This window comes from Streptomyces sp. NPDC047049 (genome assembly GCF_040643995.1).
Lineage (GTDB): Bacteria > Actinomycetota > Actinomycetes > Streptomycetales > Streptomycetaceae > Streptomyces > Streptomyces mooreae.
Genome location: NZ_JBEYVM010000005.1, coordinates 307855 through 333971 on the forward strand (window position 1 = coordinate 307855; position 26117 = coordinate 333971).

General features: G+C 70.5%; 22 protein-coding genes. 13 read left to right on the forward strand and 9 right to left on the reverse strand.

Annotated elements, in window-relative coordinates:
* Window positions 1–1413: an alpha/beta fold hydrolase gene (locus tag ABZ851_RS15735; protein ID WP_361127002.1), complete on the reverse strand. Its 1413-nt coding sequence runs from the start codon at window positions 1411–1413 to the stop codon at window positions 1–3.
* Window positions 1414–1841: 428 nt separating this feature from the next.
* Here ABZ851_RS15735 and ABZ851_RS15740 point away from each other — a divergent pair, with 428 nt between their 5' ends.
* The 4 genes from ABZ851_RS15740 to ABZ851_RS15755 all read left to right on the forward strand — a co-directional run bounded on the left by ABZ851_RS15740 (window position 1842) and on the right by ABZ851_RS15755 (window position 7972).
* Window positions 1842–2822 (forward strand): ABC transporter permease, encoded by a 981-nt coding sequence (locus tag ABZ851_RS15740; protein WP_336048240.1) that lies wholly within the window; start codon window positions 1842–1844, stop codon window positions 2820–2822.
* Between the two features lie 105 nt (window positions 2823–2927).
* The gene (locus ABZ851_RS15745) at window positions 2928–3992 is read left to right on the forward strand and encodes an ABC transporter permease (protein ID WP_361127006.1); all 1065 of its coding nucleotides are present in this window, start codon (window positions 2928–2930) and stop codon (window positions 3990–3992) included.
* Between the two features lie 64 nt (window positions 3993–4056).
* Entirely contained in the window at window positions 4057–6192 is a 2136-nt protein-coding gene (locus ABZ851_RS15750; protein WP_361127009.1) for an ABC transporter ATP-binding protein, read from the forward strand.
* Between the two features lie 88 nt (window positions 6193–6280).
* Window positions 6281–7972 (forward strand): ABC transporter family substrate-binding protein, encoded by a 1692-nt coding sequence (locus ABZ851_RS15755; protein WP_361127012.1) that lies wholly within the window; start codon window positions 6281–6283, stop codon window positions 7970–7972.
* A gap of 161 nt (window positions 7973–8133) precedes the next feature.
* Here ABZ851_RS15755 and ABZ851_RS15760 read toward each other — a convergent pair whose 3' ends face one another.
* Window positions 8134–9339 carry a cytochrome P450 gene (locus ABZ851_RS15760; protein ID WP_361127015.1) on the reverse strand — a complete coding sequence of 402 codons (1206 nt, stop codon included), beginning with the start codon at window positions 9337–9339 and terminating at the stop codon, window positions 8134–8136.
* Window positions 9340–9654: 315 nt separating this feature from the next.
* Here ABZ851_RS15760 and ABZ851_RS15765 point away from each other — a divergent pair, with 315 nt between their 5' ends.
* From ABZ851_RS15765 to ABZ851_RS15775, 3 genes are all read left to right on the forward strand, one after another.
* Window positions 9655–10356, forward strand: a complete 702-nt coding sequence (locus ABZ851_RS15765) for a class I SAM-dependent methyltransferase (RefSeq protein ID WP_361127018.1) — start codon at window positions 9655–9657, stop codon at window positions 10354–10356.
* Between the two features lie 361 nt (window positions 10357–10717).
* Complete coding sequence (locus ABZ851_RS15770; RefSeq protein ID WP_361127355.1) at window positions 10718–12373, forward strand: SpoIIE family protein phosphatase; 1656 nt, start codon at window positions 10718–10720, stop codon at window positions 12371–12373.
* A 282-nt stretch (window positions 12374–12655) separates the two neighbouring features.
* Window positions 12656–13354 (forward strand): hypothetical protein, encoded by a 699-nt coding sequence (locus tag ABZ851_RS15775; RefSeq protein WP_361127021.1) that lies wholly within the window; start codon window positions 12656–12658, stop codon window positions 13352–13354.
* A gap of 76 nt (window positions 13355–13430) precedes the next feature.
* On the opposite strand, the gene ABZ851_RS15780 is transcribed toward ABZ851_RS15775, so the two are convergent.
* Window positions 13431–14681: an RNA polymerase sigma factor gene (locus ABZ851_RS15780; protein ID WP_361127024.1), complete on the reverse strand. Its 1251-nt coding sequence runs from the start codon at window positions 14679–14681 to the stop codon at window positions 13431–13433.
* Complete coding sequence (locus ABZ851_RS15785; protein ID WP_361127027.1) at window positions 14678–15037, reverse strand: YciI family protein; 360 nt, start codon at window positions 15035–15037, stop codon at window positions 14678–14680. The genes ABZ851_RS15780 and ABZ851_RS15785 overlap by 4 nt, the downstream gene beginning before the upstream one ends.
* A 412-nt stretch (window positions 15038–15449) precedes the next feature.
* Here ABZ851_RS15785 and ABZ851_RS15790 point away from each other — a divergent pair, with 412 nt between their 5' ends.
* From ABZ851_RS15790 to ABZ851_RS15800, 3 genes are all read left to right on the forward strand, one after another.
* Window positions 15450–16670 carry an AI-2E family transporter gene (locus tag ABZ851_RS15790; RefSeq protein WP_361127030.1) on the forward strand — a complete coding sequence of 407 codons (1221 nt, stop codon included), beginning with the start codon at window positions 15450–15452 and terminating at the stop codon, window positions 16668–16670.
* A gap of 281 nt (window positions 16671–16951) precedes the next feature.
* Window positions 16952–17647, forward strand: coding sequence for an AAA family ATPase (locus ABZ851_RS15795; RefSeq protein WP_361127033.1), 696 nt, complete (start codon window positions 16952–16954; stop codon window positions 17645–17647).
* 242 nt (window positions 17648–17889) lie between these two features.
* A complete protein-coding gene (locus tag ABZ851_RS15800; protein WP_088795903.1) occupies window positions 17890–18165 on the forward strand; it encodes a hypothetical protein in 276 nt (91 codons plus the stop codon).
* Between the two features lie 246 nt (window positions 18166–18411).
* On the opposite strand, the gene ABZ851_RS15805 is transcribed toward ABZ851_RS15800, so the two are convergent.
* The 3 genes from ABZ851_RS15805 to ABZ851_RS15815 form a co-directional block, all read right to left on the reverse strand.
* Window positions 18412–18696, reverse strand: coding sequence for an antibiotic biosynthesis monooxygenase (locus tag ABZ851_RS15805; RefSeq protein WP_361127037.1), 285 nt, complete (start codon window positions 18694–18696; stop codon window positions 18412–18414).
* A 175-nt stretch (window positions 18697–18871) separates the two neighbouring features.
* Window positions 18872–19171, reverse strand: coding sequence for a hypothetical protein (locus ABZ851_RS15810; RefSeq protein WP_361127040.1), 300 nt, complete (start codon window positions 19169–19171; stop codon window positions 18872–18874).
* Window positions 19172–19757: 586 nt separating this feature from the next.
* On the reverse strand, window positions 19758–20252 hold the full coding sequence (locus tag ABZ851_RS15815) for a hypothetical protein (protein WP_361127043.1): 495 nt from the start codon (window positions 20250–20252) through the stop codon (window positions 19758–19760).
* A 636-nt stretch (window positions 20253–20888) separates the two neighbouring features.
* On the opposite strand from ABZ851_RS15815, the gene ABZ851_RS15820 reads away from it, so the two are divergent.
* Together ABZ851_RS15820 and ABZ851_RS15825 are read left to right on the forward strand one after the other, a co-directional pair.
* Window positions 20889–21410 carry a lamin tail domain-containing protein gene (locus ABZ851_RS15820; protein ID WP_361127046.1) on the forward strand — a complete coding sequence of 174 codons (522 nt, stop codon included), beginning with the start codon at window positions 20889–20891 and terminating at the stop codon, window positions 21408–21410.
* Between the two features lie 186 nt (window positions 21411–21596).
* The gene (locus ABZ851_RS15825) at window positions 21597–22043 is read left to right on the forward strand and encodes a PPOX class F420-dependent oxidoreductase (RefSeq protein ID WP_361127049.1); all 447 of its coding nucleotides are present in this window, start codon (window positions 21597–21599) and stop codon (window positions 22041–22043) included.
* A 520-nt stretch (window positions 22044–22563) separates the two neighbouring features.
* On the opposite strand, the gene ABZ851_RS15830 is transcribed toward ABZ851_RS15825, so the two are convergent.
* Both ABZ851_RS15830 and ABZ851_RS15835 read right to left on the reverse strand, forming a co-directional pair.
* Complete coding sequence (locus ABZ851_RS15830; protein ID WP_361127052.1) at window positions 22564–23121, reverse strand: XRE family transcriptional regulator; 558 nt, start codon at window positions 23119–23121, stop codon at window positions 22564–22566.
* Window positions 23122–23130: 9 nt separating this feature from the next.
* Window positions 23131–25272 (reverse strand): helix-turn-helix transcriptional regulator, encoded by a 2142-nt coding sequence (locus ABZ851_RS15835; RefSeq protein WP_361127055.1) that lies wholly within the window; start codon window positions 25270–25272, stop codon window positions 23131–23133.
* A 319-nt stretch (window positions 25273–25591) separates the two neighbouring features.
* Between ABZ851_RS15835 and ABZ851_RS15840 the strand changes: the two genes are divergently transcribed.
* On the forward strand, window positions 25592–26023 hold the full coding sequence (locus ABZ851_RS15840) for a TIGR03668 family PPOX class F420-dependent oxidoreductase (protein WP_361127058.1): 432 nt from the start codon (window positions 25592–25594) through the stop codon (window positions 26021–26023).
* Window positions 26024–26117: the final 94 nt, after the last annotated feature.

Sequence of the window (26117 nt, forward strand, 5' to 3'; positions counted from 1 at the left end):
TCAGCTGCCGGTCAGTTTCTCCTGGAGCCAGTCGAAGACGACCTCGCAGTGCTGCTGCGGGGCCATCGGGGAGCAGTGCAACTGCGCACCGGTGGCCGCGGTGAGCTTCACGTAGTCCTTGGGAGCCCTGAGTTTGTCGAACATCTGGCGCGGCTGTCCCGGGTAGAACTGCTCGAATTCGTAGTCGAGCACCAGCGTGGGCGTCGTGATCCGGCCGACGACGTCGGTGATGTCCAGCGACTTGATGAGGGTGGCGGGGGTGTAGAAGTCGGTGAACATCTTGCCCTTGCGAGCCGCGAGCATCGCCGGCACGGAGAACGGCTCGAAGCGCTTCTTCATCGTGGCGGCCGCGGAGGGCGGCAGGTCCGGGACGACCTCGTTGTTCCAGATGGCGTTGGTCTTCTTCTTGTCCGGGGTGAGAACTTCCCGGATCTCCGGAGGAAAACCCAGCCAGGGCGTGAGCACACCGGGCATCGCCACCAGCGCGGCGAGCCGGTGCTCGAAGGCCGCGGCCCGGGGGGCCAGATTGCCGGCCATGCTCAGCCCGGTCAGGGCGATCTTGCCGCCGTCCACGTCCGAGCGGGCGGTCAGCCAGTCGACGAGCGGGGTGACGACCCTCTCCCAGCGTGGTGTGAAGACCACCTGGTCGACGAAGAGCAACTGGCCCTGTCCGGGACCGTCGTACACCAGGGCGTTCCAGTCGCGCTGCAGAGCGGCCTGGACGCCATAGGTCCACATGTCGACGTTCTGCCCGTCGCTGCCGTTGGTGAGGATCACGGTGGGGCGCCGCTTGCCGGAGCCGTCCGGCCGGAAGAACCACACGGGCAGCGGGGTCTTCCCGTACGGGACGCGGGCCGTCACCGGCGCCGGGTCGCACCGCCGGCAGAACGCGTCCCAGGCGTCGCGCCCCGCCTGGTACAGCTGCTCCTCGCTGCCGGGGGTGTGGGAACCGAGGACGAAGAAGAGCCCCTGGCCGTAGTACTGCGCGGCCCGCAGGTCCCGGAACCGTGTGGTCTGCGCCCCGGGCTCGCTGCCCTGCGGCGGTTCCCTCAGCTGATCGCCGAGCTTCCTGAAGGTCTCGGTGTACGTCTGCGCCGAGAGGCCGGCCTTGTTGATGGTGTTCACGGCGGTCAGTACCTCGCCCACCTCACCGGCCCCGTAGCCGGCCGCCCCGAGCGCAAGGAGCCCGTTGAAGTTGAAGCCGGGGTCCTTGAAGAGCTGCATCACACCGGGCGTGGGATCGCTCGCCGCGGCGTAGGCCCTTGCTGTGCGCCGGGCCTCGGGCGCCGTCGCGGGCGAGGTGCCCGAGGTACTGCACCCGGAGGCCAGTACGGCCCCGGCCCCACCGACGAGCCCGGCCAGCGCGGTGCGGCGGGTGGGGCCGGATGTGTGATCAGCCGATACGTACGTCATGCCGACCGAACGTACGAGCCGCCTGCCCCGGTCCCCCTCTGCGACACCCGTCCTTCCCCCGAACGGCACCTCCTGCACCCGCTTCGGACGCTCCGTCAGCCCGGGGCCTCCCCCGATACCCCTCCGGCGTAAAGTCTTCGTCAACTACCGTGGCGTCGTATCACGTTCACGCGGTGTCCGACTATCGGGTTTCGCTACGCAGGAGAGCGGTGCACGCCTGGGATTCGAAAGCATTGCTCCGCGATGGCCATCGATTGTCGTGGTGGTGGCCGCAATGCCCTTGGCTGGCGGGGTAGTTGGCGTTACCGCTCCGTAAACATCTTGTGATCGACAAATGTGTCGATGACAAGAAGGATGTGTTCGATCCGTACCGACCCCCACTTCAGCTGCACATGGCTGATTCGGTGCGCATGAGGAGAGACATCACCATGGGCCGATATTTGCTGCGCCGATTGGCGAACTACCTGGTCCTGGTCGTCGTCGCCGCGTCCCTGACGTACTTCATGGCCGGGCTCAGCCTCAACCCGCGCGCCAAGTTCGAGGGGCGCAACCCGCCGCTGCCCGAGTCGTCCATCACCAAGACACTCGACGACTACAACATGAACCCGGACACCCCGATCCTGTCCCGGTTCGGACACTGGGCGGAGGGCGTCGTCCACGGTGACCTCGGCAAGACCATCGAAGGTGACGACGTCAACGACGACTTCGGCCGCCGGGTGGGCGTCTCCACCCGGCTCCTGCTGATCGCCACCCTCATCGGTTCCCTCGGCGGTGTCGCGCTCGGCGCCTTCGGCGCCATCCGCCAGTACCGCCTCTTCGACCGGTTCACCACCCTCGCCTCGTTCTTCGTGCTGGCCATGCCGGTGTTCGTGATCGGCGTGGCGCTCAAGATCGGCGCCACCGCGCTCAACGACGGCACGCAGACCATCAAGGTGCTCGGCGAGTACGACCCGCAGTACGCGGGGCAGTGGAACCTCGACGCCCTCGTCAACCGGGGCCAGCACATGCTGCTCCCGGCGCTGACCCTGATCATCCTTCAGGTGGCGCTCTACAGCCGCTACCAGCGCTCCACCATGCTCGACGTCCTCGGCAGCGACTTCCTGCGCACCGCCAGGGCCAAGGGGCTGCGCCGGCGCAAGGCCCTGGTCAAGCACGGCCTGCGGACCGCGATCCTGCCCGTCGTGCCCTTGCTGGTCTACAACATCGTGCTGCTCTTCACCGGAGCGACCTTCACCGAGAAGACCTTCGGCTGGCACGGCATGGGAGAACTCCTCGTCGACTCGATCAACAAACAGGACGTCAACTCCGTCGCCACCGTCGGACTGTTCACGGCCGTCCTGGTGCTGATCGCCGGCGTACTGTCCGATCTGCTGTACGCGGCGCTCGATCCGCGCGTACGGGTCCGCTGATCCCCCAGCTACCGCTGGGAGGTGCTCCCACCCCCAGCCAATGCTGGGAGGCGCACCCGTCGCCGACCGGCCCCCCATCCCCACCGCCCCTCAGGAGAGCGCGCGATGAGCGTCCAGCTGCCCCCCGCGACCGAACCGGCCCCCGGCCCCGTCCCGCCCGGTGAAGCCGGAGACCGCCCCACCAAGGCCCGTACCTCCCGAATGCGGCTGACAGTGCGCCGCTTCGCCCGGAACCGACTGGCACTGCTCGGCCTGGCGCTGCTGGTGCTGCTGTTCGCCGGCGCCTACGGCGGCCCGTTCCTCACCAAGTGGGACTACCAGCAGCACGACTTCATGAACTTCCTCTCCAGCCCCTCCGGGGACCACTGGTGGGGCACCACCCAAGGCGGCGTCGACCTCTTCTCGCTGACCATGCGCGGTCTGCAGAAGTCGCTGATCATCGGCCTCCTGGTCGGTCTCATCTCCACCTTCCTCTCCGCCACCGTCGGCGCCTTCGCCGCGTACTTCGGCGGCTGGACCGACCGGGTGCTGATGTGGATCGTCGACCTGCTGCTGGTGATGCCCTCGTTCCTGATCATCGCCGTGCTCTCGCCCGCGTTCCGCGGCGCCACCTGGCTGGTCTTCGTCTTCCTGCTCGGCGCCTTCAGCTGGATGGTCACCGGGCGGGTCGTACGCTCCATGACCTTCACGCTCAAGGACCGCGAATTCGTCAAGGCCGCCAAGTACATGGGCGTCCCCGCGCCCGTCATCATCTTCCGGCACATCCTGCCCAGCATGGCCTCGATGCTGATCATCGACGTCGTCATCCAGGTCGGCGCCGCGGTCATCGGCGAGAGCAGCCTGTCGTACTTCGGGTTCGGCGTGCAGGCGCCCGATGTCTCCCTCGGCACGGTCATCGCCGACAACACCACCAACGCCTCCACCTACCCGTGGCTGTTCTTCTTCCCGGCCGGCTGCCTGGTGCTGATCGGCGTCTCCATCTCCTTCATCGGCGACGGACTGCGTGACGCGCTCGACCCCAACGCGTCCGGCGCGAAGGCGCGTTCGCCCCGCAAGAAGAAGCAGCCGCGACCGTCCGTCACCAAGACGGTCCCGGCGCAGGCGACGGCTGCCGGCACCCGGCCCGACGAGCCCGAGCAGTCCGCGGGCAGCCAGGGCGCCGCCTCGTGAAGCGCGCCGCACACCCCCAGCACCATCACCCCGCGCACCGCGCGCCCCAGGAAGGACCCCGACGGTGACCGAGACCAGGCCGTCCCAGCCCACCGAGGCCCTTGACGCGGCGCAGCCCGTCCTCGCCGTCAGCGATCTGACGGTCTCCTTCCCGAGCGAGGCGGGCGAGGTGCAGGCCGTACGCGGCGTCTCCTACGCGGTGCGCCCCGGGGAAGTACTCGGCATCGTCGGCGAGTCCGGCTCCGGCAAGTCCGTCTCCTCCATGGCCGTACTCGGACTGCTCCCCGAGAGCGCCGAGGTCGCCGGCTCCGTCAAGCTCGCCGGCCGTGAACTGCTCGGCCTCGGCGATGCCGCCCTCTCGAAGATCCGCGGCAAGGACATCGGGATGGTCTTCCAGGACCCGCTGTCCGCGCTGACCCCCGTCTACTCCGTCGGTGACCAGATCATCGAGGCTCTTCAGGTCCACCAGTCCCTGGACCGGAAGGTCGCCCGCAAACGCGCGATCGACCTCCTCGACGTGGTCGGTATCCCCGACTCCAAGCGCCGGGTGGACGCCTTTCCCCACGAGTTCTCCGGCGGGATGCGGCAGCGCGCGATGATCGCCATGGCCATCGCCAACGACCCCAAGGTCATCATTGCCGACGAGCCCACCACCGCCCTCGATGTGACCATCCAGGCGCAGGTCCTGGAAGTGCTCAAGACCGCCCAGGAAGTCACCGGCGCCGCCATCGTCATGATCACCCATGACCTCGGCGTCATCGCCGGCTTCGCCGACCGGGTGCAGGTGATGTACGCGGGCAAGCCGGTCGAGGCGGGTCCGGTGGACGCGGTCTACTACGGGCCGCGGATGCCGTACACCATCGGCCTGCTCGGCTCCATCCCGCGGCTGGACGAGGCCCGCGCGGAGGGCACCGCACGCCGCGCGCTCACCCCCATCGAGGGCAACCCGCCCAAGATGGTCGACCTGGCGCCCGGCTGCCCCTTCGCCCCGCGCTGCCCCATCGCGATCGACCGCTGCCACACGGTGGAACCGGAGCTGACCCTCGCCGAGGGCGCCGACCATCCCACCGCCTGCCACCGCGCGCACGAGATCGGCGCGGGTCTCGACCGCGACGCCGTCTACCCGGTGCCGGTCCTCCCGGAAGCCGGCGCGGTCGAGCGGCTGCCGCGCGAGGAGCGTCCCACCGTTCTCGCCCTCGACGGACTCGTCAAGCACTTCCCGCTCACCAAGGGCGCGATCGTCAAGCGCACGGTCGGCACCGTACGGGCCGTCGACGGCATCAGCCTGGACATCCGCGAGGGCGAAACGCTGGGCCTGGTCGGCGAGTCCGGCTGCGGCAAGACCACCACCCTGCTGGAGATCCTGGACCTGCCCAGCGGCCAGGCCGGCACCGTCACCGTCTTCGGCAAGGACATCCGCGGCCTCAGCCGGGCGGACCGCAAGGGGCTCCGCCGTGACATGCAGATCGTCTTCCAGGACCCGATGGCGGCGCTCGACGCCCGGATGCCGATCGGCGACATCCTCGCCGAGCCGCTGAAGACCCACGGCTGGGACAAGGACCGCATCGCCGCCCGCATCCCCGAACTCCTCGACATGGTCGGTCTGGAGGCCGAGCACGCCGACCGCTACCCGCAGGAGTTCTCCGGCGGTCAGCGCCAGCGCATCTCCATCGCCCGCGCGCTCGCCCTGGAACCCAAGCTGGTCATCCTCGACGAGCCGGTCTCCGCCCTCGATGTGTCCATCCAGGCGGGTGTCCTCAACCTCCTCGACGAGCTCAAGACCCGCCTCGGGCTCAGCTACCTCTTCGTCGCCCACGACCTGTCCGTCGTCCGGCACATCGCCGACCGCATCGCGGTGATGTACCTCGGCCGGATCGTGGAGCTCGGCGCGGCCGACGACGTCTTCGCCGCGCCCTCCCATCCGTACACCCAGGCGCTGCTGTCCGCGGTGCCGCTGCCCGACCCGCGCAAGGAGCGGGAACGCAGCCGCATCCTGCTCAAAGGCGATCTGCCCAGCCCCGCGGACGTGCCGGCCGGCTGCCGGTTCGCGGGCCGCTGCCCGAAGTACGCCGGGCTCGACGAGAGCGAGCAGACGCGCTGCCGGGACGAGGATCCCGCTGCGGCGGTCCTCGGCACGGACCACACGGCGGCCTGCCATTACGCGGCGCCGCTCGATGTGGTCGAGCCCGCGGCGCAGTGAGACGCCCACCCGACCGCTCCGTACCGCACCGCTCCGCACACCCACACCCGTAGCCGGCACGTTTTCGACAGCTCAGGAAGAGGCATCCGTGAAGGTCTCCCGATATCCCCTCGCGCTCGTCGCGACCCTCGCCGTGTCGTCGCTGGCACTGACCGCCTGCGGCGGCTCGGACGACGACGCGGAGCAGAAGGCTCCGGAGGGAACGACCGCCGTCAACATCAAGGCGACCGACCCCGCGAAGCTCAAGCAGGGCGGAACGATGAACTGGGCGATCCAGACGTTCGCCACCCAGTGGAACATCGTCGAGATCGACGGACTGCAGGGCGGTCCCACCGAGGTGATGAAGGCCCTCATGCCGAGCCTGTGGCACTCGGGCGCGCACGCCGAGCAGACGCCGAACAAGGCGTTCCTGCTGGACGCGGACTCCAAGACGGTCAAGGGCAAGCAGGTGGTCACCTGGCATCTCAACCCCAAGGCCAAGTGGTCCGACGGCACGCCGATCACCTGGAAGGACATCGCCGCCAACACCCGTGCCCTGGACGGTCACGACAAGGCGTTCAAGGTGACCTCCAGCGTCGGCTTCGACCAGGTGGCGGACGTCAAGAAGGGCAAGGACGACTACGAGGCCGTCATGACCTTCGACAAGCCGTTCGCGGACTGGAAGGGCATGTTCAACGCGGCGGCCAACCAGCCGCTGTATCCGGCGAAGTACGTCTCCGACCCGAAGAGCTTCAACACCGCCTACGTCAACAAGATCCCGGTCACCGGTAACGCCTTCAAGGTGGGCAACATCGACAAGTCCGCCAAGACGGTCACGGTGGTGGCCGATCCGAAGTGGTGGGGCGACAAGCCCAAGCTGGACAAGATCGTGTTCCATGCGATGGACCAGGGGTCGATGCCCGGCGCCTTCGCCAACGGCGAGGTCGACTACTTCGACGTCGGCGGCGACGCCTCCGCCTACAAGCAGGTGTCCAAGGTGTCGGCGGGCGAGATCCGTGAGGCGGGCGGTCCCAACTACCGTCAGCTCACCTTCAACGGCAAGAGCGCCAAGCTGAAGGACCCGAAGGTCCGCCAGGCTCTCTTCAAGGCCACCGACCGTGCCACGATCGCCAAGTCGGACCTCAAGGGACTGGGCTGGAAGCCCTCCACCTTGGACAACCACATTCTGATCTCCAACCAGAAGGGGTATCAGGACAACTCGGGCGAGCTCGGAAAGTACGACCCGAAGGCGGCCGGAAAGCTGCTCGACGAGGCCGGCTGGAAGCTCAGTGGCAAGACCCGCAAGAAGGACGGCCAGGAGCTGTCCCTGCGGTTCGTCATCCCCTCCGGCACCCCCGCGGCCACCAACGAGGGGTCGATGCTGACCCAGATGTACCGGCAGATCGGTGTGAAGCTGCAGGTCCAGACGGTGCCGAGCAACGACTTCTTCGACAAGTACATCACCCCGGGTGACTTCGACGTCACGCCCTACACCCTGCTCGGCACCCCGTTCGCCGCGAGCGGTTCCACCAACGTCTACACCGCCAACGGCGGCAACAACTACTCCAAGGTCGGCAGCAAGAAGCTGGACGACCTCCTCAACGCCGCCAGCACCAACGCCGCCGACCCGGCCGGCGCGCTCAAGGCGACCAACCAGGCCGACGCCGAGGCCTGGCAGGTCGCCGGCGTCCTCCCGCTCTACCAGCGCCCCGACATCGCGGCGGTCAACAAGAAGCTCGCCAACATGGGCGCCCTCGGCATGACCGACCCGGTCTACGAGCACATCGGCTTCACCAAGTAGTCCGCTGAGCCGCAGGCAGCCACACGCCGGTGGCCGTACCCGAAGTGTGCGGGTACGGCCACCGGCGTTCGTGCATCGCGGAGTTGACCGCCATGACCGCCATGACCGCCATGACCGCCAGGACCGTCATGACCGACAGGGCTGTCTGCCGGCCAGGTCCTTCACGACCAGCGGACGGGGAGACTCCGCGGACCACGGAGCAACGCGCCCAACCGCCAGGTGAGATCGGCCGGATGGGCGTCCAACGCCAGTTCCGGGCAGCGCTCCAGGAGCGTGCGCACCGCGATCCGCGCCTCCAGCCGGGCGAGCGGGGCTCCGAGGCAGAAGTGGATGCCATGGCCGAAGGCCACATGGCCCCTGGCGTCGCGGGTGATGTCGAAGCGGCCGGGGTCGTCGAACCGCAGGGGGTCGCGTCCCGAGTCGGAGATCACGGGGAGCACCACCTCGCCGCCCCCGGGGACCACCGTGCCCGCGATCTCGGTCGGTTCAACGGTGAAACGGAACGTGGAGGTCTCCAGCGGGCCGTCATAGCGCAGCATCTCCTCGACCGCACCGTCGATCAGGGACGGATCGGCGCGCAGCAAGGCGAGCTGGTCAGGGTGGGTGAGCAGGGCCAGGACCCCGTTGGAGATCAGATTGGCGGTGGTCTCGTAGCCGGCGATCAGCAACAACTGGGCCATGCCGAGGAGTTCGTCCCGGCTGAGCCGGTCGCCGTCCTCGTCGCTCACCGCGATCAGATCGGTGAGCAGATCGTCGCCGGGCCGGGCGCGCTTCGCCGCCACCAGGTCGTCGAGGTAGCCGGCCATGGCCGTCCGGGCTTCCCTGGCCTGCGGCGTCGCGGCACCGGCCATCAAGATGTCGGTCCAGGTGCGGAAGGCCTCCCGCTCCAGGAACGGCACGCCCAGGAGCTCGCAGATGACGGTGACGGGGAGCGGGAAGGACAGCGCCTCGACGAGGTCGCCGCGGCCTTCGGGCCGGGCGAGCATCGCCGTCAGGAGCTCGTCGGTCATCTCCTGGACCCGTGGCGCGAGGGAGGCCACCCGGCGCGCGGTGAACGCACGGGCGACCAGTCCACGGATGCGGGTGTGCTGCGGCGCGTTGGAGCGGAGCATCGACACCCCGATGGACACCGGCTGCAGCGACTGGGCCGACGGGGCGTGCCGCCAATCCTTCGACAGACGGGGGTCGCTGAGGGCCGCGCGCACCTCTTCGTAGCCGACCACCAGCCAGACGACCGTGCCCTCCGGGAGCCGTACGCGATGCACCGGCCCCCGTTCGCGCAGCCGCGCGTACACCTCGTGCGGATGGCGGACGAAGTCCTCCCCTAATGCCGCCAGATCAAGGGTCTCCACCGGTTCCGCTGTCATCTGGCCTCCTGTTCCCGTGACCTGTGCCGCGGTGCATCTGGGCACGGGGGGAACTTTCCGTGACGGCAGCCCGGCAAACCGCCGGCCGTCGCCGGTGCGGCCGTCGCGCCCGGCGGTGGCGCGGCCGGTCGCCGTGCGCCCCGCGACGGTCGGGCTGCCGGACGGACGGTCTGCCCTGGCCACAGCCCGCGCGCCGCCCGCGCTCCGTGCGTGCTCCGTGTGTGCCCCGGCGGCCTGCTGCGCAGGGGGCGGTGGCGGACGGACGGGGTGCATGATGGAGGTAATCGAATACACGCACGTGAAGAGGCGTCATTCGTGAGCGAAGGATTTCTGGAGACCGGTTACGAGAGCGATGAGGCCGCCCCCGAGGGCACCCGGCCCGACCGCGAGGGGCAGGCCGAGGCGTTCGACGCGATCGGCGACCGCTATGACGAGGCCTTCCCGTACAAGAAGGGGCAGCTCGCCGCCGCCGAGTGGCTGATCAGGACACTGCCCGCCGGGGCCCGTGTGCTGGACCTGGGCTGCGGAACCGGCCTCCCGACCGCCCGGCAGCTGGTGGAGGCGGGCTTCGAGGTGGTCGGCGTCGACCTGTCCCGCGGGATGGTGGACCTCGCCCGGGAGTATGTGCCCCGTGCAACGTTCCACCGTCTGGACATCGCCGACCTGGTGCCCGGCGGCCCCCACGACCTGGGGCGCTTCGATGCCGTCGCGGCCTTCTTCTCCCTGCTGATGCTGCCGCGCACCGAGATCCCCCGAGCCCTGCGCACCATCCACGACCTGCTGGTTCCCGGTGGCCTGTGCACCCTCTCGATGGTGGAGGCCGATGTGGACTACTTCACCATCCCGTTCCTCGGCAACACCATCAGGGTGTCCGGCTACCTGCGGGACGACCTCCGCGCGGTCATCGAGGAGGCGGACTTCGAGATCGTCGACGAGTCCTCGTACACCTACGCCCCCGCGGTCTCGGACGTGCCGCCCGAGGAGCAGCTGTTCCTCAACTGCTCGCGACGCGGCTGAGGCCACCGCCCCGCGGTCCCTGACGCCCACCGGACGGACGAGACGAGTAATGGAGCCCCGCACCCCCGACCACGGCCCCGGCCGGCTCCCCGCCGGGACCGAGGGCCGTGGTGCGCCCCAGGACCTGGCAGTGCACAGCACGCCCAGGGAACCGGGCGCCGCTCCGCCGGTCCGGCCGCCTCCCGCAAGCGGACGCCCCGGCAGCGTGCCCCCGAAGAGCCCGGCCGCACCCGGCCGCGGCACCACCCGTCCGGATCCGGCCGCCGCCGAACACCCCGCCCAGGGCGTCCGGGACGCGACCGAGCGCGCACCCGGGACGGCGACCGACCGGCTTCGCTACCTCGAAGCCGCCACGCGGCGGATCGCCCGGGGCCTAGACCAGGACGAAACCCTCCGGGAACTGTGCCGGGCAGCGATCCCCGCCTTCGCCGACGCGGTGCTCGTCCACCTGCGTGATCCCCTTCCGGCCGGGGAGCGGCAGCCGGCCGGCCCGCTCGCCCTGCGGCTGCACAGCATCGCTCAGGGACCGGAGGGCCTGGTCACCGCCGCGCCACCGGGCTCCGGCGACTTCGGCCGGCTCACGGTCACCGGCCGGTTCGCCGAGCTCCTGCGGGCCGGGCGTCCCGCGTTCGGCGACGCCCCGGAGATCGCCCCCGCGCTGACCGAGCTGCTGGAGCCGGTGGCGAGCGGGCCGGCGACACCGCCACCGGGCCGACGGCTGATCGTCGCCCCGCTGTACGGCCGCCGGCACCTCATCGGCACCGTCGCCCTGCTGCGCGGCGCCGAGCGGCTCGCCTTCACGGGCGACGACCTCCTCGTCGCCTCCCAGCTCGCCACCCACACCGCCTCCGGCGTCGACAAAGCGGTGCTCCACGGGCACGAGGCCTCGCTCGCCGATGCGCTCCAGCTCACGATGCTGCCCTCCTCGCTCCCCGAGACCACGGGTGTCCGGCTGGCGAGCCGGTACCTGCCGGCCGCCGAGACCTCCCAGGTGGGCGGCGACTGGTACGACGCGATCCCGCTGCCCGGCAACCGCGTCGCGCTGGTCGTCGGCGACGTCATGGGCCACTCGATGACCTCCGCCGCGATCATGGGGCAGCTGCGCACCACCGTGCAGACCCTCGCCGGGCTCGACCTGCCGCCACAAGAGGTCCTGCACCACCTCGACGAGCAGGCCCAGCGCCTCGGCAGCGAGCACATGGCGACCTGCCTCTACACCATCTACGACCCCATATCGCAGCGGCTGCTGGTGGCCGACGCCGGCCACCTGCCCCCGGTACTGCTGCACCCCGACGGGTCGGCCGAAGTGCTGCGGATCCCGCCCGGCGCGCCGATCGGCGTGGGCGGCGTCCCCTTCGAATCCGTGGAGATGCCTGCACCCACGGGAGCGACCCTGCTCCTGTACACCGACGGCCTCGTGGAGTCCCGCGGCAGGGACGTCTGGACAGGAGTGGAGGCGCTGTGCGCCCGCCTGCGAGCCACTGCCGCCGTGGTCGCCTCCCCGCCACTGGAAATGCTCTGCGACACGGTGCTCACCATCCTGGACCACGGTGCCCGGGACGACGATGTCGCGCTGCTCGCCGCCCGGTTCGACGGTTTCCCGTCGCGCAATGTCGCCTACTGGTTCCTCAACCCCGAGCCGCAAACGGCCGGCCGGGCCCGGCAGCTGACCCGCAGAGCGCTGCACCGCTGGGGCCTGGACCCGCTGCTCGATACGACCGAACTCCTGGTCAGCGAGGTGGTGACGAACGCGGTGCGCTACGCCTCCCGGCCCATCGCCCTGCGGCTGCTGCGGACCGATGTGCTCCGCTGCGAAGTGGGCGACGATTCACCGCAGGTGCCCCGGATGCGGCGTGCCCAGGCGGGCGACGAGGGCGGACGCGGCCTGTTCCTGGTCGACCGGCTCGCGCAGCGCTGGGGAGCGACCCGGCTGAGCACCGGCAAGGTCGTCTGGTTCGAGCAGCCGATCCCTGAGGCGTACCGACCGAGGCGCCCCAAGGACGGGGACGCGGCGTAACTCCGGCCCGGTGTTTCGGTGCTGCCGCGCAGGGCACACGCTCTGCAGTCCCCGGCCGGCCCCCCGTCCGGCCGGGGACTCCCTCCGCCGCAGCTCCGCGGTGACGATGTGTCGGATGATCGGCCAGGTGTTCCACCGGCGCATTCCGGCCACTGCGTCGCGCGCCCGGCCGGTGGGAGGAATCTGCCGCCTAAACCTCCGCCCCGCCTGTCGCGTTTTCCCTCACGGCTCGTTGTCGCTCACGTGATTCCCTGTAATAGCCCCCTCTCGGCCACCAAAACGATGAACAGACCGAAGAGCGTCAGCTGGGCCGGACGCATCGCCTTGATCGAGCCCGCCCCCAAGCCGGCCCGTTACGCCCGCTATCTGGCGCCCCATTGGAAGGGCATGGCACGGCTGGACAGTGACAACGGGATCGGTGCCCTCCCCGCGACCTTTCTCCTCCTGCTCGCCGGGGTGCTGCTGTTCGGAGCCGGCGGGGCCGGCGCCGCCCTGGTGCTACAAGCGGCTTGCGGCCGGCCCCCGCTGCTGCAGCTCTGGCTGGCCTTCGACACCGCCACCGCTCTCGTCCTGGCGGCCTCCTACTGGCTGGTGAGCCGCTACGGCCTGCGGTTCTACGACACCGAGCCCGCCGACAACGAAATCTGGCGCCTGGTGACCGTGGCCAACACCGCCTGGCGCGCCCTTCCCCGCTCCCACCGCCGTATCCATCAGCCCCGTCTGCGCGCCGCCAACACCGCGGCCCGCCTGCTGCTCACCGACCTCTCCGATACCCGCACCCGTCAGGTCCTGGCTGCCCACACCGAGCTCCTGCGCCATCTGTCGATCACCGTTCTGCCGGACACCCAGCCGCACGGCCAGGCGGACGAAGCCCTCAGCGCCGTCCTCGCCCACCACGAGGCGGACGCCTGCCAGATCCTGGACGCCACCGCCCCTGCCCCGCCCACCTCGCTGCCGTCCCTGGCCGCCGCCTCGGCATAGCGGTCCGCGCCGCACCGGTCCGTCGCCCCTCGATCCCCGGGCCCCTCCGCCTGCCGTGGCAGCCGCGCCGCTTCCTTCACACCCGGCCTCGGCCCTCCCCGGGAAGGGCTTGACGACTGCGCCGCAGGAAGTCGCGCTCCGCCGCGTTCTCGGTCATGGCGATCGCCTTCTCGTACGCCAGGGCCGCCTCGGCATGGCGGCCGAGGCGGCGGAGCAGGTCGGCACGGACGGCGTGGAACAGGTAATAGCGGTCGAGCGGCAGGCCGCCGACGACGGCGAGCGCCTGCTCGGGCCCCTCGACCTCGGCCACCGCCACCGCCCGGTGAAGAGCCACGACGGGGCTCGGGTCGAAGGCGAGCAACTGGTCGTACAGCTGAAGCACCTGCCGCCAGTCGGTGGCCGCCGCGGTCGGTGCGTCGCTGTGCACGGCCTGGATCGCCGCCTGGATCTGGTAAGGGCCCGGCTGATTGCGCCGCAGGCACCGCCGGACGAGGGCGTGGCCCTCGGCGATCAGACCGCGGTCCCAGCGACGGCGGTCCTGGTCGGCCAGCAGGACGAGGGCGCCGTCCGGGCCCGTACGGGCGGCGCGGCGCGATGCCGTCAGCAGCATGAGGGCGAGCAGCCCCGTGGCCTCGGGCTCGTCGGGCATGAGCTCGGTGAGCAGCCGGCCGAGGCGGATCGCCTCCCGGCACAGGTCGTCGCGGACCAGCGCCTCACCCGAGCCGGCCGTGTAGCCCTCGTTGAAGATGAGGTAGAGGACGGCCAGTACGGCCCGTAGGCGGTCGGGGAGATCGGCGTCGGCAGGGACCCGGTAGGGGATACGGGCGTCGCGGATCTTGCCTTTGGCCCGGACGATCCGCTGCGCCATGGCCGGCTCGGTGACCAGGAAGGCGCGGGCGATCTCGGCGGTGGTCAGTCCGCCGACGAGCCGGAGGGTCAGGGCGACCCGGGCGGCGGGGGCGAGCGCGGGATGGCAGCAGGTGAAGATCAGGCGTAGCCGGTCGTCGCGCACGGGCCCCTCCTCGGCCGGTGCGTCCCCGGCGTGCAGCAGGGCGGCTTGGGCCTGCCGGTCGTCGCGGGACGCTTCCCGGCGGAGGCGGTCGATCGCCCGGTTGCGGGCGGTGGTGATGATCCATCCCGCCGGGCTCGGGGGCAGCCCGGCGGACGGCCAGCGCTCGGCCGCCGTGGTGAACGCGTCCTGGACCGCTTCCTCGGCGACGTCGAGATCACCGAAGACGCGGACCAGGACGGCGACCGCACGGCCGTACTCCTCGCGGAACACGCGGGAGAGGTCCGCCGCGGTCGCCCCCGGCCTGCCGGATGTCACCCGCAGGACCCGTCCTGCAGCGGCCTGACCTCGATGGGGAGGGTGGTGGCGCGGGCGAGCTTGCGGCCCCATGCGAGTGCGGCATCGAGATCGGGTGCCTGGATGACGGTAAAGCCACCGATGTGCTCCTTGCCCTCGAGGTACGGCCCGTCGGTCGTGAGCATTTCGTCGTCCTTCTGCCGCACCACGGTGGCCGTGCTCGGCGCGTGCAGCCCCCCGGAGAACACCCAGGCGCCGGCCGACCTGAGCTCGGCCTTCAGGGCCTCGACGTCCCGCATGATCGGCTCCAGGAACTCCGGCGGTGGCGGGGTTCCGTCCCCGTCGGGCTGGTAGATGCTGAGCAGGTAGTGCGTCATGGTGTGCCTCCTGGGCCGAGTCTTCCGGCCTTGTGCCGGCGTCTCACCCTCTATACGAACGGCCTCGGCTCGGATCGACACCGGATCACGACCGGGCGGCAGATTCTTCTGCGCCCGCTCCGGCGGCGGGGGAGCGGAGGTGTCCTCAGGCACCCGCTGCGGAAGCGCCCCCTGCAGGGCCGCCCTCTCTTCCAGCGTGAGCCGTCGGCTTCTCCCGGTGTGCGCCCTCCGCCCCGGAACCCCTTTCCCTGCCGCGTGCCTTTGGGGGAATGCGGCCCCGCTCACGTTCGAAGGTCCGCTCGCGGTGATACCAGGTTGGGGTATGCGCGGAGGGCGGGTGCCCGTCCCTCGCGCGGCAGACGTCCCTCTTCCGGCCCTGGGCACGGGAGGGGAGGGAGGTGGTGGCGGCCAAGTGCGGAACCGATCCGGCGGGGATCGCGGGCGGGACCCCGCTGCCCACAGGGGCACGGCGCAGCGGCGCAGGAACACCGCGCGGCGCCTGGCCCGCGGGGCGCGCGTCATAGGCATCCGCTGGTCGGCCGGGGGCACGCCGGATCGCGGTGCCGGTGCGGAGACCGAGGTCTCGACGTCGCTGCGGGTGGCGGCGGCCTACGGGTGGCGCCTGATCATCGTGGGTGCCGCCGTCTACGCGATCTTTGCGGCGCTGGGGCGGTTCCAGCTGGTGACACTGGCGGTGTTCCTGGCCTTGGTGCTGACGGCTCTTCTGGAACCGTTGGTCAGTCTGCTGAACCGCTGGATGCCGCGGTCCGTGGCGGTCGCCGGCGGCCTGCTGCTCGGCATCGTGCTCCTCTTCGGCATCCTGAGTCTGATCGGGGCGAATGTCGCGGGGGAGTGGGAGGGACTGCGCCGGGAGTTCGTCGGCGGTGTGGCGAGGATCGAGCGGTGGCTCGAAGGCCCGCCGTTCCGCCTGCGTGCGGGGACGCTCTCAGATCTGCAGACACGGGTGTCACGGTTCGTGTCGAGCCATCGCGCGAGTCTGATCAGCACCGCGCTCAGCGGCGTGGGGCAGCTGGTGGAAGTCCTGACGGTGGGCGTGCTGGCGCTCTTCTGCGCGGTGTTCTTTCTGCATTCGGGTGACCGGATGTGGGGGTGGTTCGGCGGCCAGCTGCCGGGGCGCGGGCGGCATCCCGTACGTCTCGCGGGGCGTGCCGCGTGGGTGACCTTCACCGGGTACACCCGCGGGATCGTGGTGGTGGCCGCGATCAACGCGGTGCTGGTGGGGGTAACGCTCTTCGTTCTGGGGGTCCCCCTCGCCGTTCCGCTGGCCGTGCTGGAGTTCTTCGCCGCGTTCATCCCGCTGGTGGGTTCGCCCATCGCCCTGGCCGTGGCCGCCGTCGTGGCGTTGGCCGCCAAGGGGCCACTGGTGGCGGTGGTCGTGGTGCTGCTGATCGTGGCCATCGGACAGATCGAAGGCCATGTGCTGCATCCCCTCGTGATGAGCCGGGCCGTCCGACTGCATCCGGTGGTGGTGGCGCTCTCGGTCATCTGCGGCAGCGTCACGGCGGGCGTGCCCGGAGCGGTCGTCGCCGTACCACTGGTCTCCGTGGCCTGGTCCGTGTACGGCGTGCTGCGCGCACATCCGCGCCCGCCGTCCACCCCGCGGGGACGCTGAGCAGGTTCCCGGACGACGGCAGACGAGTCCGGTGGACCCGGTGGCGGCCTCGCCGCGGCGGGCGGGCAGCAATCGGTACGCATATGAACCGTCCCGGCTTTGCAGTCCCCGAGCCCTGTGTGAAGATCGCTCGTCGCGGAAGGCGGGGGAAAACCAGTGAGGTCAAAGGACGCGTAGTGGGTAATTCGGTCTGGCCGGGTCCGAGGGAGAAGTCCGTTGCACCGCACGGGGGGTTGACGCTGCGGCCGCGTGGACTGGTGGACCTGCGGGGCCCGGGAGACGTGCCGGCCTTGCTGTCGTATCCCCCGGGAGCGGTGGTGGTGGTCTCCGGACTGCCGGGGAGCGGTAAGAGCACCTTGCTGCGGCGTTGGTCCGAGGCCGCGTCCGTGGTCGACCCGCGCACCGTGCATCTCGCGTGTGAGGCGGTGATGCCGGCCCGCTTGCCGTACGCGGTGTACCGCCCGTGGGCGCGGTGGAAATACTTACGGTGGCTGCGTACGGCGGTACGCGACGGCGAGGCTTTGCTCGTCCACGATTGCGGGGGCCGGCCGTGGATGCGCCGGTGGCTGGCGAGAAGCGCCGGACGGCAGGGGCGCGAACTGCACCTGGTGCTCCTGGACGTAGGGGTGGCCGAGGCGCTGTCGGGGCAGCGGGCCCGCGGCCGGTGGGCCCCGCGCCGCGCCTTCGTCCGGCACTGCCGAGGCCTCGACCGGTTGCTCGGGGCGTTGTCCGGGCTCGGCGCGGTCCGGTTGCCTGCCCCGCGAGCTGCCACCGATGAAGCCGATGACGCGCCGTCCCCACGCCCCGTCAGGCCCCCGAAGCGGTCCGCACCGTCTGCGCACCCGGCCGCCGACCCCGTGCCGGAGGCGAAATCTGTGGTCCTGCTGGACCGCGGTTCACGAGAGCAGGTGGCGGCCGTCGAGTTCGTCCCCGCACCGGCCCGGCCGCCCGCGACGGAGGGCGGGGTACGGCCGTAGCGCCCGCCCTTCACCCCGCTCCGGCCCGGTGAGCCCTGGGGCGGGGTCTTGCCTGCGGCAGCCGACGCGAGCCGGTCGGGGCCCCGCCGGCCAAGACTTGCCGTGCGGGACTCGCCAGGCAGGGCACGCCGCCCCGGACACTCCTGCAGGACGCGGTCGCGGCCGTCGTCCGCACAGTCCGGGCGTAGCCTCACACGGGGGCTGGTTTGCGGGCGGCACGAGGTGCAAGGCACCCTTGCGTCATGTCATACGTGAGGCTCGAAGCCTGGATCGGTGGAGAGTGGCTGCAAGTGGACGCCGTGAGCGTCACCGTAATGGACTCCGCGCTGACCCTGTCCTTCGAACCCCAACGAAGCGAGACGGCCTATCGGAGTCTGATCTGGGAACCCCTGGAGAACTTTCTCAGGGAGTACCGTGAAGAGCCGGTCGTGGTGGTGCCGCTGGGGCGCAACCTGCCGGTGATGTTCGGCCCCGGCGCCGCGGGCCCCTTCCGCCTGGCGGAGACGTCGGGCAAGTGACCCCCGACGGTCATCTCTCCCGGCTTCACTGAAAGAGCAGGTCGCGCCGCGGGCCCCGAGGAGTGGCGGGGCCGCAGCGCCCGACAGATGGCGGATGCCTCAACTGCGTGTCACGACCTGACGGGTTTTCAGGCGCCGTGCAGGATTACGCATTCGGGAGACGGGTCCGACGGCGCACTCGGGTGGCATTTCTTCACGCCCCTGTATCGCCCCTTTCCCGGATTGCGAGCCGAACTGCCTTCTCGGCTACCTGGCAAGCAGAGTGAAGAACTGGCGCGGCCGGACTTCGCGCTCGTCGGCGTCGACGATGACGCCCGATTCGAGGGCGCCGGCGAACGCCGCCTGCAGGGCCTCCTCGTTTTCGAACCGGCCGGTGGTCACGATCGCCTCTCCGTCGGTCGTGACCCAGCATTCGACCGACAGGCAACCCGGCCTGGGCCGCAGGAACTCAGCAGCCTTGTGCACACGGCCGGTGAACTCCTCGGCGTACTCGGGCCGCGGGTAGTGGAAAGCAACGAATCCGACAGGCATGCTGCCGCCCCCTCTTGTATACGATGGCGTATAGAGAGCGATACTAGACCCGGGCATACGGTTGCGTATAGATGGCGGAAGCTGAGGAGAGGCGCATCGTGGTCACGGCGCGCACGCCGAGCGGCAAGTGAGGAGGGGCCGGCGTCACCGCATCACACGCTCGTGGATGACCGGGTCAAGTGAGCCCGGTCTGCGCCTTGCTGAACAGCACACCCTCGGAATAGAAGAACACCGCGCTGCTGCTTCCGTCGGCGCCGTAACACGTCCAGGTGAGGGGATAGCCCTCGGCCGGCTTTTCGCTCGCCCGCTGGCAGGTGCTGGCGTAGGTGAACAAGATCTTCTCGCTGCTGCCGGCCTTGATCTTCTGGTATTCGGCGAGGGTCAGCGGGTCGGTGGAAGCGGTGCTGCCCTGATAGGCGCCGGCGATCACGAGAAGGCCGAGTATGCAGCCGCCGGCTATCGCGCTCTTCTTCACGGGTGGGGTTGTCCTTTTGCGGGTGGGCCGGGGAAAGCGGCGGGCCTGGGCTGGAGGTGTCCCTCAGAGGCGAGGGGCGGCGGGTACGACGTCGCCGGTGAAGGTGGGGGAGTGAGCGCAGCCGTGGGCGGGGGTGGCGGACACGGACTGCTCGGGCACGGCGGCACCTTTCTGTGGGCGGGGGCGACGGGTGAACCGGCAGGGGGATTCTATGTGGCGTGTTCACGCGGACGCATGGGGATGCTCGTGCCTGAGCACTCGCCGAAGCGGAGTCCAGGACTCGGCCGAGGAAGCCGAGGCCGCCCGCCGGCTCGTGGGACCCGCGCGGCTGCCGAATGCGCCTGCGTACCCTGCGCGATACGACGCGCTGCGAAGAGCCGGGGGAGAGCGCATGCGTGCGAGCGGGGGACGCGGCTTTGCGCGCCCACCCCTGACGCTCCGTCAGTATGCCGCCGCACGGCCGACGTTGCCGTTCCGCCGCTGAAGGCCCCCAGGCTCTGATCCCCTTGTCGTTGACCGTGGCGGTGTAGGCGGAGGAGTGGCCCGCTGCCACCGTCTTCGCGTAGCAGCAGGTCTCCTCTTCCGGTCACTTGTAGGTGATGTCCCAGTGGCTGCTTTCGCGGGCATAGATGTTGCCCCCGGAAGACTTGTACATGGGTGCTCCGTCTCCGCGCTTGCCGGCGTACCGGAACGTGCGCTTGATGTAGTTCGTGACGCAACCGGTCGGGGAGATGTCCACCTTGTAGCCGTTCCAGTGGCTGTACCGGCCGGATGCATGGCCGGTCTCGGTGCCGCCGGTGATGGTGACCGCGCACCGGGCGGCCCGTTTGAAAGTGATGATCCCGTTGACGGTGCCGGAGTTGATGCTGGTGAAGGACGTGCATCGCCGGTTGTTGCGGTCCGAGCAGTGGCCGCTGGAGGTCCAGCTGATGCCGGCCGCCCGCAGCCGGCTCGCGGCTTGCGTATGCGTCAGCTTCGAACCGCTGGCGGCCGCGGTGTCGGCGGTGACGAGGGGCGCGGCGAGGGCGGCCGCGGCCAGCGCGGCGACGAGGCCGCTGCGAGCGGACAGAGGGGTGGACATGGCCGGGTTCCCTTCGTGACGACTATCCGAGGCGAATTCACAGGGAATTCGAGGCGAGGGGCCGAGGAGGTGACGGGCTTGGCCCCCGGGTGGGAGGGCGGTGCTCCCCGGGTGCGGAGGCGGTCTGCCGGCAGAACGGCCCCCGCTACGGGCAGCGCCGGGCCTCCCGTCTCGCCGCACCGATCATGTCCATCGGAACGGTGACGGAACACAGCCACCGACCGACTGGGGACCTCACGGGACGCGGTGGGCGCTGAGCTGCTGGGACACCAACACCCGTGAGGTGATCGTGGGACGCCGGTGCCGGTACCCGTTACCGGACGCGCGGTGCCGGGTGCCTCCATGGTGGCGCTTCGTATCGGGTGGCGCGTGGGCCCGCCGCAGCCCCGAGGTGTACACCGCCAGTAACCCTTGCGGCGTCTGGGTGCATGTACAGGGCGTCGCATTTGTGCTGGTGGGCGCGGGGGAGTGTGCGCCTGGCGTGGTGTGGTTGTGTATATGTCTGTGTTTTGTAACACCAAACCGGATTTCTTCCCTCACGGTGTGACCAGCCGTCACTGTGTGGGAGCCCGGTCAAACCGGCCGGGTATCCGGTTTCCGGCACCTCGTCGTGGGTGCCGTATCCAGGGGGTTTTCGTGCTCCGTAAGACTTCGCGTATCGCCGCCACGGTCCTCGGCTCCGTGGCTCTGGCGGCCACCGCCGTCCTCCCGGCGGCCGCCGCCGGCCACGGCCATGCTCCGGCTCCGCACCACCGCTCGGCGGTGGTGCTCGGTGCCATCCAGTACGACAGCCCCGGGCGGGACGACCACTCCAACAGGAGCCTGAACGCCGAGTACGTGACGGTGAAGAACATCGGCCGTGCGGCCGTCAACCTGCGTGGCTGGACCCTTTCGGACCGCGCGGGCCACACCTACCGCTTCGGCAACGTCCGTCTGGGCGGCCACACACAGGTCCGTGTCCACACGGGCATCGGCCGTGACAACCGCTGGGACCTCTTCCAGGACCGTCGTGACTACGTCTGGGACAACCACAGGGGCACCGCGGTCCTGAGCAACGACCACCGCCGGGTCGTTGACTCCGAGAGCTGGGGTCAGTTCGGCCACGGTGGCCACCACGGTCACTGGGGTCACCACGGTCACTGGGGCCACCCCCGCTGATCAGCCCGAACCGGCCGGTGAGAGGTGATGCCTCCTCTCCGGCCACCCGGTGCGCCGCAGGTTCCTGCACCTGCGGCGCACTGCCATGTTCGGGCCTGCCCGCCTGCCCGGTACGTCGTGAGCCCGATGCGGAATCCACGGCTCCCTCCGATCCCTCCTGTTGATCATGGTTGGTAGCCTGCCGGGATGACTGTGATCTTTGACGAAGCCGTTCGCGCCCGGCTGCAAGCCCCCAACATCTGGTATGTCGGCACCGTGTTCGCCGACGGAGCGCCGCAGGTCAGCCCGATGTGGGTGGATCTGGAGGGCGAGGGGGAGCTGATGTTCAACACCTCGGTGGGCCGGGTGAAGGAGGAGAACCTGCGCCGCGACCCCCGCGTCTATCTCTCGCACGCGGACGCCGACAACCCCTTCGACCGCGTGCAGATCAGCGGCGAGGTGGCCCGCTTCATCGAAGGTCAGGAGGCGCACGACCACATGGACCGGCTGGCGCGGAAGTACCTGGGCAGCGAACGGTTCGAGTGGATCATGCCGGGGGAGCAGCGGGTTGCGGTGATCGTGCGCCCGGTCAAGGTGCGCCACATCGTCGGGGTGGAGCGGTTCCGGCCCGGCGGCCCCGTCCCCGCGCCGTGACCGGAGCATCCCAACTCCACAGCCGCGGCCCGTGCGTATGGCGGGACCGCCGATATGACCGTGCCGCGCGGGGAACGCTACAGGGCACCGAGTTGCGGAAGACGTGCGCGTGAAGCCGACGATGGCGTGTCAGCCCCGGCCTCCACGCTCGGAGGCCGGGGCTCGGTGCTGTTCGGGTGCGGACGGAGCGAGCGCGACCGGGGCCGCCAGCGCGGTACCGGGCAGGAGGGCCAGCAGGCCGGCAGCGGCAACGGCTGCGACGGATACGCGTAAGGCCACCATGTGTTCCTCCAGGTGCAAAAGGCGTTCGGGCGTACTGGTGGAGCACCCGAAGTCTGTAGCGCGGGCCTCGCCAGGGACAGATCGCGAAGGCGGCGCCCGAGGGTAACTGCCCTGTTGAGTTCACCGTCGCGCGCCGCGCTTGCGCATCGGCGCGCCGACCGGAATCAGCCAGGGCCGGCCGCGGGCACATCACCGGCTGAGGAGGGGGAGAGGGGGCGACGTGTCCTCCCTCGCGGTGTCAGAATTCCAGCTCGACGTAGTCGATGTCGGTGAACTTCACCAGGAGGCCGTCGGCGCGGCGGCCGTGGTCCTTGAAGTAGATTTCCTGCAGGCCTTCGGCCGCGATGTTCCGCAACTGCTGCTCGGTGGCGCCCGATGCCTGGGCTTCGAAGAGGCGGGCCGCGTAGGCGGGCGGGAGGTGCTGGGTGATGAGGCGGATCCGGCCGTCGTCGGTGGTGCCGGGTGCGGCGGCGAATCCGAACCGGGCCCGCGTCTCGATGACGATGCCGCCGGTACGGGCCGCGTCCTGCTTCGCCTTCTCGCGCACCCGCGGCTGCCACCGTTTGCGTACCTCGCGCTCCATGCGGGCGGCGAGGTCCTTGCGGGGCCGTTTGATCTGCGCTGTGAGGTAGCGCTCGACCGTGCGCTGGGAGACGCGCAGCAGCCGCGCGACGGCCATGGTGGAGCCCTTCTCCTGCTTGACCAGGAACCGTACTCGGGCGCCGGCCGATTTCGGGATCGGGCGGGTGGCGGTGTTCGCCTCGGCCTTGTCGAGACTGTCGCGGAGGATGCCCATCGGATGCCCCTACTCTCCGGTGTCGGGGGCGTCGTCGCCCTTGATGTGGCGGGCCGGGTTGATCCGGTCGTCCTCGATCGTCTGGGCGAGCCAGAGGAAGTCGCGGGTGCCTTCGTGTTTGACCATGCCGGGGCTGACACCGAGGCGGAACCCTCTGGGCAGCGGCTTGCCCTCGGGGGTGCGGGGCATGAAGTCCAGCGGGCTGGGGCCGTGGGAGAGATAGACGGCGCAGTCGGACAGGATGGCCACGGGGAAGAGACCGGCCCGCGCCCAGGCCATGAGTTTGCGGTGCTGGTTGGTGCGTACCTTGCCGATCAGCTCTGCCCTGGCATGCGGGCTCCAGGTGGCGCGGGAGAGGGCCGGCCAGGGCTCGCCGAATCTGTAGGCGATGCCCTGCGGGCGTTCCCGCAGCTTGCCGATGCCGCCCTTGACCGTCGACTTGATGGCCGACAGGACGGCCGCCTGTCCCGGATCGACGCTCTTGTGACGGTCCATCGCGGCGAGGAAGTCCTCGTCGGGCATGCCGGTGGTGACGCCGAGGTCGGCCATGGTGGCGATGTAGGCGTCGCGCAGGTGGGTGTACCAGGCGTCGAAGTAGGCGGCGTGCTCGTGGCGGACGTACGCCTCTGCCGGTGCCACGTCGTAGCCGAGTTCCACCGCGTAGGCGACGGTCGATGTCGCGTACCAGGCGGGTCCGGCCGGCCGGGTCCCCCTGGGCGTGAAGGGGCTGGGCAGCCGGGGGTCGGTCTCGATGTGCGAGAGGTCGACGAGCCAGGAGCCGGGCAGCTTGGGGTCGAACGCCGGGTTCTTGACGTGGGTTGCCGGGCCGGTGCCGATGACGAGCCGGTTGGCGGCGGCGGCGAAGGCCATGTTGACGTCGATGCCGACCGCGTGGGTGTAGCCCTGGGTGCACTCCTCGTCGGTGAGGGGGCGGAACCAGTCGTACGCCTCCTCGTCGATGACCTGGTCCGGGGTGCGTACGTGGTGGCGGGGGTAGCGGGCGGCGACGAGGGGGTGCTCGGCGGGGGCCTCGGGCGGCGCGGGGTCGACCGGCTCGGTCAGCGCGCCCGGGTTCGGCCCGGACACCCAGGAGCCGGTCGCCGGGTCCTTGACCGCGCGGGTGGGCGGGCGCAGCGCGCTCATCAGCTCCAGGCCGCAGACGGCCGTGGAACCGCGCGGCGTGAGGACCCGGGTGGCGTACGTGCCCAGGACGGCGGCGACTTCGGCCGGTGGCAGCCGCTCGGTGTCCCCCCAGGAGCGGGTGTCGAGGGCGCCCCACGGCAGGACCGCGAACTGCACGCACTGCCGTTTGCCGTGCTCGGCGGGCCGGTAGATCCGGGCCCAGGGGCCGAACCCACGCTTGGTCAGCTTCCACTTGGCCTTGGCCAGTTGCCGCAGGACCTTGTGGTCCTCCGGGAGCCGCAGGCCGCGCCGGTCCTCCAGGACGGCCGGGAGTCCGAGTCGTTCGGCGGCCGTGCCGGTGAGGACGATCAGGGGGTCGGCGTCCTTGCCGTGGCGGTGGAGCCTCGCAGCGCCGAGCTTCGCCTCGGTCAGGGCCCATTCGACCAGCGCGGGGAGGGTCTGGGCCGGGCAGTCCAGGACCAGGCCCCCGACGCAGTAGGCCGAGCCGTCACCGTCCAGCACCGCGAGCGGGCCGTGGGCGAAGCGCGGGTCGTCGGCCTCGGCCGGGGCCGTTCTCTTCGCTGCGGTCCGTTGCGCGCCGGTCTGCCCCGCTGCGGTCTTCCTCGTTCCCGCCTGCTTCGTGGCCGTCTGCCGCGTGGCAGGGCGCCTCGATGGCGACGGCCCGTGGACGGGTGCCGCCTCGGGTTCGGGGACGGGTGCGGAGGCGGGGGGCGCGGCGGTGGGGGCCGGGGCGGGCGCGACCGGCCGTTCGGACGCGGGTGCCGGATGCTGAGTGGCCCAGCCGTCCAACAGCCGCAGATACGCCTGCAGTCGGGGCGGCCGGGGCTCGCTGCGGCCGTGCTCCCAGTTCTTCACCGTCTGCGGCGTCGTGCGCAGCACCTGGGCGAGACGGGCCTGCGTGACACCGGCCGCCTCCCGGAGCCGGGACCGCTCGGCCGGTGACGGCAACTGCGGCTCGCCCTCCAGCAGTGCGTCAACCGCCGCGAACAGCTCTTCCTCGCTGGGCATGCTCCACCTCCGCTCCCGAGGCTAGCATCATTTACCCTTGAATTTAACCTTCATTTTATCCCATGGGCAGGGGCTTGACCTGGGGCGTGCGACCACCCGCGCCGAGGCTTAGCCCTTCCGGCTGTACGAGTTGTTGGGCCGGAGGCGAGCGGGGTACCTGCTAGGCGGAGACACCCCCTGAAGGCCGCGGACTCGTGGGTATGCGGGCCTGCGGCCTCGCGCGCTCGCGCACCCATGTGTCCGAGAACCTGGAATTCTAGGGAGCTGTTGTGAAGTCCGGTGCGGCGACCTTCATCACCGACGGCACTGGGGCCCCGCAGTGCCGAGGATGACGAACGACCAGGCCCGGGAGCACTTCACCCGGGCCCGGATCGGCCGGCTCGCGACCGTCGACGCCTCCGGTCGCCCGCACCTGGTCCCCGCGGTCTTCGCCGTCACCGGGGACACCGTCGTCTTCGCCGTGGACCACAAGCCGAAACGGACGGTCCGGTTGAAGCGGCTGGCCCATATCCGTGCCCGTCCCGAGGTGTGCCTCCTCGTCGACGGTTATGAGGAGGACTGGGACCGCTTGTGGTGGGCGCGGGCGGACGGCACTGCCGTGGTGCTGCCGCCGGCCGGCGAATCGGCGGTGTCGGCGCGTTACGTAGACCTGCTGGTGCGGAAGTACCGGCAGCAGTACGGCGACCGTCCGCCGGAAGGACCTGTGGTGGAGATCGCGGTGAGCCGCTGGTCGGGGTGGCGCGCTGCCTGACGGGCCACGTTTGGGCTCCCACGCGCGGGGCACACGCCCTGTCAGTCCCCGGCTGGCCTCCCCCGTCCGGCCGGGGACTGGTGTTTCCGCTGCC

What these genes read in the sequence shown, in the direction of transcription:
- ABZ851_RS15735 (WP_361127002.1), bottom strand. Translation starts at nt 1,413, where the DNA reads ATGACGTACGTATCGGCTGATCACACATCCGGCCCCACCCGCCGCACC.
- ABZ851_RS15740 (WP_336048240.1), top strand. Translation starts at nt 1,842, where the DNA reads ATGGGCCGATATTTGCTGCGCCGATTGGCGAACTACCTGGTCCTGGTC.
- ABZ851_RS15745 (WP_361127006.1), top strand. Translation starts at nt 2,928, where the DNA reads ATGAGCGTCCAGCTGCCCCCCGCGACCGAACCGGCCCCCGGCCCCGTC.
- ABZ851_RS15760 (WP_361127015.1), bottom strand. Translation starts at nt 9,339, where the DNA reads ATGACAGCGGAACCGGTGGAGACCCTTGATCTGGCGGCATTAGGGGAG.
- ABZ851_RS15775 (WP_361127021.1), top strand. Translation starts at nt 12,656, where the DNA reads ATGAACAGACCGAAGAGCGTCAGCTGGGCCGGACGCATCGCCTTGATC.
- ABZ851_RS15785 (WP_361127027.1), bottom strand. Translation starts at nt 15,037, where the DNA reads ATGACGCACTACCTGCTCAGCATCTACCAGCCCGACGGGGACGGAACC.
- ABZ851_RS15800 (WP_088795903.1), top strand. Translation starts at nt 17,890, where the DNA reads ATGTCATACGTGAGGCTCGAAGCCTGGATCGGTGGAGAGTGGCTGCAA.
- ABZ851_RS15805 (WP_361127037.1), bottom strand. Translation starts at nt 18,696, where the DNA reads ATGCCTGTCGGATTCGTTGCTTTCCACTACCCGCGGCCCGAGTACGCC.
- ABZ851_RS15815 (WP_361127043.1), bottom strand. Translation starts at nt 20,252, where the DNA reads ATGTCCACCCCTCTGTCCGCTCGCAGCGGCCTCGTCGCCGCGCTGGCC.
- ABZ851_RS15825 (WP_361127049.1), top strand. Translation starts at nt 21,597, where the DNA reads ATGACTGTGATCTTTGACGAAGCCGTTCGCGCCCGGCTGCAAGCCCCC.
- ABZ851_RS15830 (WP_361127052.1), bottom strand. Translation starts at nt 23,121, where the DNA reads ATGGGCATCCTCCGCGACAGTCTCGACAAGGCCGAGGCGAACACCGCC.
- ABZ851_RS15835 (WP_361127055.1), bottom strand. Translation starts at nt 25,272, where the DNA reads ATGCCCAGCGAGGAAGAGCTGTTCGCGGCGGTTGACGCACTGCTGGAG.